The sequence below is a fragment of the Pseudomonas sp. E315 genome (genome assembly GCF_055406205.1).
Window position 1 is genome coordinate 170628 of record NZ_JBUZPJ010000006.1, and the last position, 11343, is coordinate 181970.

13 protein-coding genes are annotated in these 11343 nt (G+C 56.1%); 1 reads left to right on the forward strand and 12 read right to left on the reverse strand.

Going from position 1 to position 11343, the window contains the following annotated elements; all coding sequences use genetic code 11:
* Nucleotides 1-46 precede the first annotated feature (46 nt).
* Nucleotides 47-1294 (forward strand): MFS transporter, encoded by a 1248-nt coding sequence (locus ACZRJQ_RS11210; protein ID WP_463978497.1) that lies wholly within the window; start codon nt 47-49, stop codon nt 1292-1294.
* Nucleotides 1295-1315: 21 nt separating this feature from the next.
* Here ACZRJQ_RS11210 and gspM read toward each other — a convergent pair whose 3' ends face one another.
* The 12 genes from gspM to ACZRJQ_RS11270 form a co-directional block, all read right to left on the reverse strand.
* Entirely contained in the window at nt 1316-1774 is a 459-nt protein-coding gene (gene gspM / locus ACZRJQ_RS11215; protein ID WP_463978426.1) for a type II secretion system protein GspM, read from the reverse strand.
* Entirely contained in the window at nt 1771-2886 is a 1116-nt protein-coding gene (gene gspL / locus ACZRJQ_RS11220) for a type II secretion system protein GspL (protein WP_463978427.1), read from the reverse strand. The genes gspM and gspL overlap by 4 nt, the downstream gene beginning before the upstream one ends.
* Nucleotides 2886-3740, reverse strand: coding sequence for a type II secretion system minor pseudopilin (locus ACZRJQ_RS11225; protein ID WP_463978428.1), 855 nt, complete (start codon nt 3738-3740; stop codon nt 2886-2888). The genes gspL and ACZRJQ_RS11225 overlap by 1 nt, the downstream gene beginning before the upstream one ends.
* Complete coding sequence (locus ACZRJQ_RS11230) at nt 3740-4297, reverse strand: type II secretion system protein GspJ (protein WP_463978498.1); 558 nt, start codon at nt 4295-4297, stop codon at nt 3740-3742. Before ACZRJQ_RS11230 ends, ACZRJQ_RS11225 begins: the two co-directional genes overlap by 1 nt.
* Complete coding sequence (gene gspI, locus ACZRJQ_RS11235) at nt 4297-4662, reverse strand: type II secretion system minor pseudopilin GspI (RefSeq protein ID WP_463978429.1); 366 nt, start codon at nt 4660-4662, stop codon at nt 4297-4299. Before gspI ends, ACZRJQ_RS11230 begins: the two co-directional genes overlap by 1 nt.
* Complete coding sequence (gspH, locus tag ACZRJQ_RS11240) at nt 4652-5140, reverse strand: type II secretion system minor pseudopilin GspH (RefSeq protein ID WP_463978430.1); 489 nt, start codon at nt 5138-5140, stop codon at nt 4652-4654. The genes gspI and gspH overlap by 11 nt, the downstream gene beginning before the upstream one ends.
* A gap of 3 nt (nt 5141-5143) precedes the next feature.
* Nucleotides 5144-5584, reverse strand: a complete 441-nt coding sequence (gene gspG, locus ACZRJQ_RS11245; protein WP_463978431.1) for a type II secretion system major pseudopilin GspG — start codon at nt 5582-5584, stop codon at nt 5144-5146.
* Nucleotides 5585-5587: 3 nt separating this feature from the next.
* On the reverse strand, nt 5588-6799 hold the full coding sequence (gspF, locus tag ACZRJQ_RS11250) for a type II secretion system inner membrane protein GspF (RefSeq protein ID WP_463978432.1): 1212 nt from the start codon (nt 6797-6799) through the stop codon (nt 5588-5590).
* Between the two features lie 2 nt (nt 6800-6801).
* Nucleotides 6802-8274 (reverse strand): type II secretion system ATPase GspE, encoded by a 1473-nt coding sequence (gene gspE / locus ACZRJQ_RS11255; protein ID WP_463978433.1) that lies wholly within the window; start codon nt 8272-8274, stop codon nt 6802-6804.
* A complete protein-coding gene (gspD, locus tag ACZRJQ_RS11260; protein ID WP_463978434.1) occupies nt 8271-10187 on the reverse strand; it encodes a type II secretion system secretin GspD in 1917 nt (638 codons plus the stop codon). The genes gspE and gspD overlap by 4 nt, the downstream gene beginning before the upstream one ends.
* Nucleotides 10184-10723 carry a type II secretion system protein N gene (locus ACZRJQ_RS11265; RefSeq protein ID WP_463978435.1) on the reverse strand — a complete coding sequence of 180 codons (540 nt, stop codon included), beginning with the start codon at nt 10721-10723 and terminating at the stop codon, nt 10184-10186. Before ACZRJQ_RS11265 ends, gspD begins: the two co-directional genes overlap by 4 nt.
* 62 nt (nt 10724-10785) lie before the next feature.
* Entirely contained in the window at nt 10786-11322 is a 537-nt protein-coding gene (locus ACZRJQ_RS11270) for a cytochrome b (protein WP_463978436.1), read from the reverse strand.
* Nucleotides 11323-11343 lie beyond the last annotated feature (21 nt).

Here is an 11343-nt window from a genome sequence, read left to right on the forward strand (position 1 = left end):
GTTTGAGGTCCCCGTGAAAACTGCTGTCGCCCCTCTCGCCCACGACATCCCGCCTACAGGGCTGGATGATGTTGTCGCTCAACTCAATGAAGTGTTTATCGAGAAAGGTACGCCGTTGTTTATGCGTACGGTGTTGGCGTTGTTTTCTGGCGGCTTTGCGACCTTTGCGCTGCTGTATTGCGTGCAACCGATGATGCCGGTGCTGTCCCATGAATACGGGATCAACGCAGCGCAGAGCAGTTTGATTTTGTCGGTGGCGACCGCAATGCTGGCCATCGGGTTGCTGATCACCGGGCCTATCTCGGATGCCTTTGGGCGCAAACCCGTGATGGTGTTTGCATTATTTGGCGCCGCGGCATTTACCGTGCTCAGCGCACTGATGCCGAGCTGGGAAGGTGTGTTGATTACCCGTGCGTTGGTGGGGTTGTCGCTCAGCGGCTTGGCGGCAGTGGCGATGACCTATTTGAGTGAAGAAATTCACCCGCAGCACATTGGTTTGGCGATGGGTTTGTACATCGGTGGTAACGCCATTGGCGGGATGAGCGGACGCTTGATCAGCGGCGTATTAATCGACTTTGTGAGTTGGCACACGGCGATGCTGGTGATCGGCGGCCTGGCACTGATTGCAGCCATCGTGTTTGTAAAAATCCTGCCTGAATCACGCAACTTTCGCCCACGGGCCATGAACCCGCGCAGCTTGCTGGACGGCTTTACCATGCACTTTCGCGATGCCGGTTTGCCGTGGTTGTTTCTCGAAGCATTTTTGCTGATGGGTAGCTTTGTCACGCTGTTCAACTACATCGGTTATCGCTTGTTGGCTGACCCGTACAACATGAATCAGGCGCTGGTGGGGTTGTTGTCGGTAGTGTATCTGTCGGGGATTTACAGCTCGGCGCAAATTGGCGCGCTGGCAGACAAGCTGGGTAGGCGCAAAGTGTTGTGGGCCGTGATTGTGCTGATGCTGGCCGGGATCGCGCTGACGATGCTCACGCCCCTCGCTTTTGTGATTATTGGCATGTTGATGTTCACTTTCGGCTTCTTTGGCGCACATTCGGTGGCCAGCAGTTGGATCGGTCGGCGCGCCACCAAGGCCAAGGGCCAAGCTTCTTCGCTGTACCTGTTTAGCTATTACGCCGGGTCGAGCATCGCTGGCACCTTGGGCGGCGTGTTCTGGCATTACGCAGGCTGGAACGGCATCGGCCTGTTTATCGGCGTGCTGTTGGTCATTGCGCTGCTGGTGGCACTGCATCTGGCCAAACTGCCCGTGTTGCCCGGCAATACCAAAAACGCCTGATTGCCCGCGCAATACCCAGTGTTATTGCGCATGAGTGATTTGCAACTGGGCTTGAAGGGTTTGTTCACTTCTTTGCAGGTTTAAGGTTTCGAAGTGAGCGCCTTCTTGCTCAATACGACTGAGCCAACCCAGCACGGCGAACGCTTGGCCACTCAACGTGATACGCACCACGTGGGCTGACATTTCAAATTGCTGCACATCCAGCCCCGCCGCCGCAGCGCTCTCACTCAAGCGGCTCGACAGGGGTTGATCAAACACTGTGGCTGCCTGCGTGGGCTGGGCCTTTTGCAGTTCCCCCAATTGCGCCAGTCGCTGAAAGTACAGGGTTTGGGCGGCTGCCAAACGTTGCTGCGCAGGCTGCCAAAGGCCGTAAACACTCAACACCACTAGCAAAAAAATCCCGAGCACACCGCACAGTTGGCGGTCGCGACGCGGCAATTGCTGCCATTGTTCACGCACTACGCGCAGGCGCTTGTTCATAGAACTTCCTCCAACGTGAGCAAGGCCTGCACCCCGCTCCCTTGCTGACTGGCGTTAGCCAAGGTAATCGGCAATGCGCTCTGTATGCCGCGCTCTCGTAACTGTTGCAGCTCGGCAAAGTTACGAACGGTGATGTTTAAGGTCCAACCAACCCCCGCCCGCAGTTCCATGCGCTGCACTTCGGCACTGCTGGCCCCGATGACTTGTTCGGTTAACTGAGCTAGCCGCGTCATGTATCCGTTGTGCGGGGCGGCGCCTTGCTGTTGCAGCATTTTGAGCTGCGCGCTCAGATCAACGATGCGGATTTGGTCGGGGTACAGGGTTTTGAATCGTTGCTCACTGAGGGCATACACACGGGTAGCTTCGCCTTCAAGAAAACCACTGCGCACATGGGTGAAGCCCAAAGCCAATGCAAACATCAGCAGCAACGCAGCGCCGGCTGTTCGCCACGGCAACACCTGAGATTTACGCTGAAACTCGCCTTGCAGCAGGTCGATGGTGAGTCGTTGGGGCGCGCTGAATACGGCGTTGGGCAGCGCTTGCGCGGCAACGTCCAGCTCGATCAACGTGTGAGGCAGTTCGGGTTTCAAGGTCGCCAGCCCTTGTGCCGACAGGGCCAGTCTCGCGGGCAGCGAGCCGCCTAAAATCCAGCGCTCGTCCCACCACGCGGCACACGCTTGATCGTGGGGTAAGACGTCTGCGTCCGCCTGCGCGCTGACGATGTTCAGGCCACATTCATGCAACAGCACCAACAAAGATTTGAACCGCTGTTTGTGGGTGATCAACAGCGGGTAACGCTGTTGCGAGTCCACAGGCCCAACGGCGATGTGCAACTCTTCAAGCTCATCGACCAGTTGTTCTTCGACTGCAAAAGCCAAAGCCTGGACGCTAGGGCGACGTTTGCCCAACCACGGCTCAGTCAACTGCCAACTGCACATTTCCATTGGCACAATCAGCTTCACTTCTCGGCCTTTGAGCGCTGTGGCGGCTTCGCTCAACGAGGTGCGATGAGCGGCTGTGTCGTCGTGCCAAAAATAGACCGACGCGGTATCAACAGGGGTTTGATCGGGCTGAGCAAAATCGTCGGCCGTGAGGTAAAGCCAGCTGTTCATCAGGAAGGTTCGCTGTAGGTAGGCGCTACAAAGCGCCGTTGCAGAAGGTGCCATTGGCCCGTTTTTAGATCGCGGGACACATCACTCTCAAGGCGCAAATGGCTTTGCCCAAGGCGCACTTGAGTGGTAATCCGAAACCAGCGGCTGTTGATGCCCAAACCGTTGGCATGCACCCCAAGGCCAATCAGCGCTGGCGCAAACGTAAAGTCCTGAACGCTGGCGTAGCCTTGCATTGGGCGCTCTGCTACGAGCTTGTTAGCCATGTCGGGAGTCACGCCTTCAAGGGTGGCCAGCAACGTGGCTGAGGCCGTGTTGATATTGAGCGTTGCCTCTTTACCGAGCAGCGCGATCCAGGGCCGCATGCGCGCCAACCATTGGGCATCAACGCCAGGCAATTCACGCAACTGACTGAGGTCATTAAAACTGCGCCCTTGAAGTTCACTGGGCGCCAGCAACGGAATGTCGAGTTGTGTTTGCAGGCGCAACCAACGCTGCGCCAGCATCTTGTCAGCGGGGCCATCTGTGAACAGAGCGGCGACATTGAAACGCCCAGCCAAGTCCTCAATGTCGACCTGAATTTGACCATTGTCGATCGGCATGTTCGGTTGTTCATTCGCCCAGGCTTGGCCTGCGGCCACCACTTTTTCTGGGTCAGAGACCAGATCATGCAAGCGTTGACGCGCCCACGCCTCGCCCGCAAAACCTAACTGGCGCAACTGCACTTGATGAATGTGTTGAGCACTGCTGTGCAATGCCAAACGATGGCTGCGCACCATCCCGGCGATCACCAATAACGCTAGGCTCATTACCAGCAGCACGGTAATCAGCGCAATGCCTTGCTGCGCCCGGCCCATCACTCGCCCTCCGGCAGCAAAAGCACGCGGCGGATGTCTTCAAAACGCCCAACCGAGAACTGCAATTCCAACGCTTTGGGTACACCTTTAGGAGCGTTTTCATCTTTGGGCCAGTCACTGCGCCAACCGGTTTGGCTGTCGAACAAGCGCCAGCGCAAATGGTGCACATCACTGAACACCTGTTGTTTTTGTAACGCGCCACCTTCCAGCCCCCGGCTGTAGCGCCAGAGCACACCCTCTTCCAGTTGGTAGCTGATTTCTTGTAGCTCACTGCGGGGCTGGTCTAGCGGGTTGCGCCAATTGGCCCTGAGCAGATTGAGACGATCAGGGTAGAGCGCAAAGCCCGGGTATTCGGCAGACGTCATAAGATGCAGCACATCACGTTCGATAAGCCCCACTGCACGCTGCAATCCGCGCAAGGCATGCTCATGGGTGCTGCTGCTGCGCTCGACGCGCAGCACGCCTTCAAATAGTCGCCAGCAGCCCACACTCAATAGCGCGAAAATAGCGATCGCAATAATCAGTTCGAGCAATGTAAAACCAGCCTGGGGTTTAATCATTTTTGGGGGGGTAACCAATGCGTCACGTCGAGAATTGACTGATCGCTGCCCGCTGGACTGACGCTCAACTCCACACGCAACATGTTGTTGCCGAGGTCGGCCACGATGACCTGACTCAAGTGCCATTCGCGTTGAGCGAATCGCTGTTTAAAGGTTTTGCGCCCTGCCACCACGGGCTGCGTTTGCAGTTGCAGTTCACTGAGATGGTTATCAACCAACCAAGCGGCCAATAGCTGCGTTTGTGCTCGCATGTTCTGCCCCAAGACATACTGGCTGGCCGACATGACCGCGCCCGCCAAGGTGGCAAACACGGCCAGTGCAATCATGACTTCCAGCAAGGTAAAACCTCTTTCAGCCTTCATGGACAGTCTCGGGTTCGTCTATCACGGGCTCGCCAAAACCATCACTGCTGATGCTTAGCCAGCGCAGTGGCGGGCTGTCGAGGTGCAAGCTAAACGCTGTATTTTCATCACTGCTCAGCCATAACAATTGCGGCGTTTCAGAGCGAGGTGTGAGGGGTTGCGAATGCCCGTCAAGGGTCAAACTCAACACAAGGCCAGCAGGCAGTTGCACCAGTGGCTGAGCAACCTGCCAACGCTCACGCTCCAGACGCATCAATTGGTAGGCTTCGGGCTCCAGACGCAGGCCATATTCCCGTGTTTCGAGCACCGCTTTATCGCGCAACCCTTGCATCAGCCCAAGCAGCACATTGGCCTCTTGGCGAGCGTCTCGGGCACGGTTGTCACCCAAACTGATATGCACCATTGAAGCGAGCAGGCCAATCAGCACCATGACCACCAACAGCTCAATCAAGGTGAAGCCCAACGTCGCGTTGCGCATGTTTTAGTTGCCCCAATTTCCAATATCAGCAGCGTAATCTTCGCCCCCCAGAACACCGTCCGAACCAAAAGAAAACAAGTCATAACCCGCCGAATGCGTACCCGGATTGAGGTACTGATAAGGGCTACCCCACGGGTCAAGCGGCAACGTTTTTAGATAGCCTTGGGGGTTCCAGTTTTTCGCCACGGGCGTGCCTGTCGGGCGCTTGACCAACGCTTCCAGCCCCTGCTGGGTTGAGGGGTAACTGAAGGTGTCGAGACGGTACATTTCCAGCGCTGTGGAAATGGCCTGAACATCTGTTCGCGCGGCTGTCACTTTGGCTTGATCGGGCCGGCTCATGAACTGCGGCACCACAATGGCGCCAAGTACGCCAATGATCACCACGACCACCATGATTTCAATCAACGTGAAGCCACGCTGAGTCGATTTTGAAGGCATTTTCATCGCTTAATTCACCAACTGATTGAGGCTAAGAATCGGCAACAGGATGGCCATGACGATCAGCAAAACAACGCCGCCCATCAGCACCAACATGACGGGTTCAAACAAACTCACGACTAACGCAATTCGAGCAGCCAGGGTTTTTTCTTGCTGCTCGGCAGCCCGGGCCAACATGCTGTCCAACTCGCCGGCACGCTCTCCGCTAGCAATCAGGTGCAGCATCATTGGCGGGATATCACCGCTACGTTCCAACCCTCTGGCGAGCGTCCCGCCTTCGCGTACAGAGCGAGCGACATCCACCATGCGTTGGCGAATGGCGAGGTTGGCAATTACCGTTGCAGCAATCTCCAGCCCATCAACCAACGGCACTGCGCTTTTTCCCAAAATCGACAAAGTGCTGGCAAAACGTGCGGCTTCCATTGCACGCAATACCCCGCCCGCCAGCGGCAAATTGAGCAGCACCACATGCCAGCGCAGTTTCAAATGGGGTTGGCGCAAGGCCCAACGAGCCGCAAAAATGCTCGCGAGCAATAGCATCAGCAGCAAGCCGCCGTAAGCACGCAAACCACTGCTCAGGGCAATCATGCCCTGCGTTAACAGCGGCAAAGGCTGACCACTGTTGATGAAAATTTTCACCACATCCGGCACCACAAAACCGAGTAAAAAGCCGACGATTGCCACAGAGGCAAACATCAAAATCATGGGGTAAACCAGCGCTAGCTGAATCTTCTGGCGGGACGCATGCCGGGCTTCGGTGTAGTCGGCAAGTTGCTCCAGCACCTGGCCCAAATGACCGCTGCGCTCACCTGCCGCCACGGTGGCGCGAAATAACTCCGGGAACGCCTTGGGGAAAGTCGATAACGCTGTGGCCAACGCATGCCCCTCCATGACCCGGTTGCGCACGGCGGCCAAGAGGCTGCTAACCACGCGCTTTTCACTTTGCGCAGCGACGGCAGCCAGCGCTTCTTCTAGGGGTAAACCGGCTTGAATCAAGGTCGACAGTTGTCGTGTTAGCAAGGCCAGATCCGTCACGCCAAGTCGTGTACCCGCCTGCGCATGGCGCCCTGAATAAAACCGGTTTTTAGCTGCGTTCAAGTGCATCAAACGCAAGCCACGTTCACGCAGGATTAACCGCGCATGGCGAGCGCTCTCAGCCTCTTGCTGCCCGCGAGAAGTGCGCCCATTGGCATCCTGCGCCTGGTAATCAAACGTGGGCATGTTCAATCCTCCTGAGTAACGCGCAGCAGTTCGTCGAAACTGGTCAGCCCTTCAAGCACCAGCCGCTGGCCGTCTTGAAACAAGCTGGACGACAGCGTGCGGGCCTCGCGGGTCAAGTCCAGCTCGCTGGCACCTTGGTGAATCAAGCCAGCCAAAGGTGGCGTGATGCTGATCAGCTCATAAATACCGGTGCGACCGCGATAGCCTTGTTGGCATTGGTTGCACCCTTGAGCGCGAAACAGGGTTACTGCGACCTGCGGCTCTAGCCCTAAACGGGCGCACAACGACGGGTCGGGGGTGTAGGCAACTTTGCAGTCGGCGCACAGCGTGCGTAACAAACGTTGAGCCAAAACACCCACCAGCGAGGACGCCAACAGGTACGCGTCAACGCCCATGTCCACCAAACGAGTGACCGCACCGATTGCGCTGTTGGTGTGCAAGGTCGACAACACGAGGTGCCCGGTCAGCGATGCTTGCACCGCAATTTCGGCCGTTTCGTGATCGCGAATTTCACCCACCATCACCACGTCCGGGTCTTGGCGCAAAATCGCTCGCAAGCCGCGGGCAAAGGTCATATCGGCTTTGGTGTTAACGGGCGTTTGGCCTATGCCCGGCAAGTGGTATTCCACTGGGTCTTCGACCGTCAGGATGTTGCGCGTTTGGTGGTTAAGGTGGCTTAGCGCGGCATACAGGCTGGTGGTTTTGCCTGAACCGGTTGGGCCGGTTACCAAAAAAATGCCATGTGGCCGAGCCAATATGTGCTCGAAACGGCTTAGGGTTTGAATGGGCATGCCCAAGCATTTCAAGTCCAGCCGACCCGCCTGCTTGTCCAGCAAACGCATGACTACTCGTTCGCCGTGAGCAGAAGGCAAGGTCGACACCCGCACATCAACCTCATGCCCCGCCAATCGCAGGCTGATACGGCCATCTTGCGGTACGCGCTTTTCTGCAATATCCAACCGAGCCATCACTTTGATACGTGATACCAACAAGTTGGCCAGCTCGCGTTTAGGCCTGAGCACTTCACGCAATTGACCGTCGATACGCATGCGCACCGACAGGTAATGTTCAAAGGTTTCAAGGTGAACGTCCGAGGCTTTCTCGCGCATGGCTTCACGCAACAGAGCATTGATCAGACGAATGATCGGTGCATCGCCTTCTTGCTCCAGCAAGTCCGCCGTTTGCGGCACTTGCTCAGCCACACTCATCAAGTCGAGTTCGCTGTCGAGCCCCTGCGCAACTTGCTCGGCTGCACTTTGCCCGGCGCTGTAATTGCTGGCTAACAAGTCGCTAAAAAGCTCATCGCTCACTTTTCGCACGATCAGCTCAACCCCTGCCCAGCGACGTGCTTCGGCCAGTACGGTCAACGGCGTGTCGTTGCGCATTAACAGGCTCACAGGCGTTGTAGAGACGTCCAGCAGCACACCAAAGCGGCGAGCGAAGCTGAAGGGCAAACGCAGCAAGGGCTCGGTCATGGGCGATCCGTTTCAGGGCGACGCAGGTCTACCGTGGCAGGGTCTTGCAAATTGGCGTCGAACATCTGGTGCGGGTCGCTGGGCAATAGCAGCGAGTTGGCATCTTTGGATGCAGGCTGGCTCAAGTTGCGCAACGCGTTGTATCGGTCTTCGCTGATCTGGCGGATATCGTGCTTGCTGCGCACGATGGTCGGGCGCAGGAACACCATCAGGTTAGTTTTGCTATGGATGTCTTTGTTCCAGCGAAACAAGGCACCCAAATAGGGAATGCTGCGCAGCAATGGCACGCCACTTTGTTGTGTGCGAATACTGTCTTTGATCAAGCCGCCAATCACGATGATCTCGCCGTCTTCGGCCAAAATCGTACTTTTGAGCGCGCGCTTGTTGGTAATCAGATCGGTGGAGTCCACCCCTTGCAGCGAGGGTGCGATTTCAGAGTTTTCCTGTTCAACTTCAAGACGCAGCGAGCTGCCTTCGTTGATGTGAGGCTTTATTTTCAGGCTGATGCCAATGTCTTGGCGAGTCACGGTTGTAAACGGGTTGTCCGAGCTCTCGCCCGTGCCCGTGTATGACCCGGTTTTAAAGGGCACGTTTTGCCCCACCAGAATCTCGGCTTGCTGGTTGTCCAGGGTTAACAGGCTCGGGGTAGATAACACGTTGTTGTTAGTGTCGCTGGCCAAGGCCGAGATCAGCGCATTGAAGCGATCACCGCCCACTTGCAACACAGCACCTTCAGGCAGTTTGGCGCCACTTTGCGAGAGTGCGCCGATCTGAATATTGGTGCCCGGGAAGGTGATCCCGCCTTGGGAGCCACCGGTATTAACGCCCCATTGCACACCAAGGGTGTCCACTATATCCCCCGATATTTCAACAATGGCGGCATGAATCAAAACCTGAGAGCGCGGCTGATCAAGCTGGCTAACAATGCTTTCTAGCGTGCGAACCTGTGCTGGGTCGGCTATCAGGACTAATGCATTTTGGTTCTCATCGGCGGCCACCATCACCGGCTGCGGCGACTCTTTTTGGATCGTGCCGGCCAAGGCAGACTTTTGCTGCATACCCTGCCCCACCGTGGTTAACACGTCAGCCAACTGCTTGGCATCACTGTGACGCAGGCGAATTACTCGTGAGTTTTCTGACTTGTTAGTGGCGGGCGTGTCCAACGAACGAGCCAGTTTGCTCAGGCGCCCGCGTGAGGTTTTGCTGCCCAATATCACCAGACGGTTAGCCGCGGCATCAGCAATAACCTGGCTGCCGGGCGCCCCCCCTTTTTTGTCCAGCGACTGGCTAATCACTTTGGCAATGTCGCTGGCCACACCATGACGCAGCTCTACCACCGAGTAGTCATGGCGCGTGCCAGCATCCAGTTGGCGCACAAGCTCAGCAATACGCAGCGCGTTGGCAGCCGTGTCGGTAATGATCAGCGCATTGGCCGACGCGGAAGGCCCAACATAACCATTGTTCGACACCAAGGGCCGCAAGAGGCCCGCCAGATCGGCCGCGACACTGGTGTTGAGCTCGATGACCTGCGTGACAAATGTTTGGTTATTGGCATCAGGGTTGCCCGCCCGAGCTTTAGCTTCGGCGGCGGGAATGATCAATAAACGATCGCCTTCATCAACGATGGCAAAGCCGTGCGCATCCAGCACCGAATAAAACAGTTGGCGCACGCCCTCGCGATCCAGAGCCTGCTCAGAGATCACCGTAATGCGACCTTGTACCCGGGGGTCGAGCACCACTGTGGCACCGAGCACCGATGATATCTCCTGTACGACATCGCGCAGCTCAGCGTCTTTCATTGCCAATTGCCAATACTGCTCGTCTGCAAGCGCAAGGTTTTGGGACAACACCGTGCACAGTGCAGTGCCACACAAAAAAAGACGGCCGATGCCGAACACGTTTGGCCTGGTCATGGCGTTTCTCTAGGGTTGGTCGGCGTGGGCCGCAGATGGAGGGAGGGAGGCTGGGTTTTTTGGGCAAAGGGTTTAGTGGATGGCAAGAAGTGCTGATTCGCAGGTTTGAGCACCAAGCGTTCTTCTCGGCCATTGCGCCAAAGCACCACGTGGGAGGCCTCTACACGGCGTAAAACACTGCCGCCCGGCAAACGCTCGCCCACGGTGTAAAAACGCTCCTCTTGGGCACCAGCCAGCAACGCCTGCGACCCTCCAAGGCTGGACACAAAACTGGCACGCAGCTCCAGAGGCTCGGCGCTTTTTACCAATGCTTCTTGAGTAGAAAAGCCGAGCACAGCAGCAATGGCATCAGGCTTAAAGGTTGGCGCTTGAGGCAAGGCGCTTGTGCTCACCGACGCAAAAACCGGTACCGCCAAAACTGACTGGCGATATAGCCACTCTTGCCACGCCAGATAGGCCCCATAAGCCACAGGCAAACTCAACAGAAACGTCGCAGCGATGACCGGGAAGTGCCGCAGCACTACTGCGCGATTCAAAACCTTTTCACCTGCGTGTGCAGGCAGCCCGCCAAACAGATCATAAATTTCTCACCGATAGATCAAGAGAACATGTGTTTGATAACCGATTGCCCAGCGAGCTGATGCTTGATCACCGCACCGATGTGCATGACCAATAACACCGCCAAAAGAACGCAAGCTACGTCATGAACAAAAGTGAACAGTTCCAGGAGCGCCACATCGGATACCAAGGGAGGCAGTGACACGAGGTTGAAGACCTCGGTCTCTCGATTCATCATCAAAACCCCAGATACCAGAACGATGGCTGTCGCTAAATAAATAGCGGTGTGTACAAAAAAAACCATGCACGGCATAAAGGCTTTGGTCTTGAACACAACCAAACAACCCTTGCCAAATGACACGTACATTCTGAAAAAGAAAAAAGGAATAAACAGTGACCCTAAAGAAACATTAAATGCGCCGACGGCCTCTTTAATACTGCCTGACTGACTGATAAAGGCGACGTAATAACCAGACACCATCAACCACATCATCACTAATGCAGAAATACCATGTAACCACTTCTGTAACGTTGAATACTTTGCCTCACGTTCAGGCAAGGCACTTATTAAATTCATTGAGTATTGTTCCAACTTGTC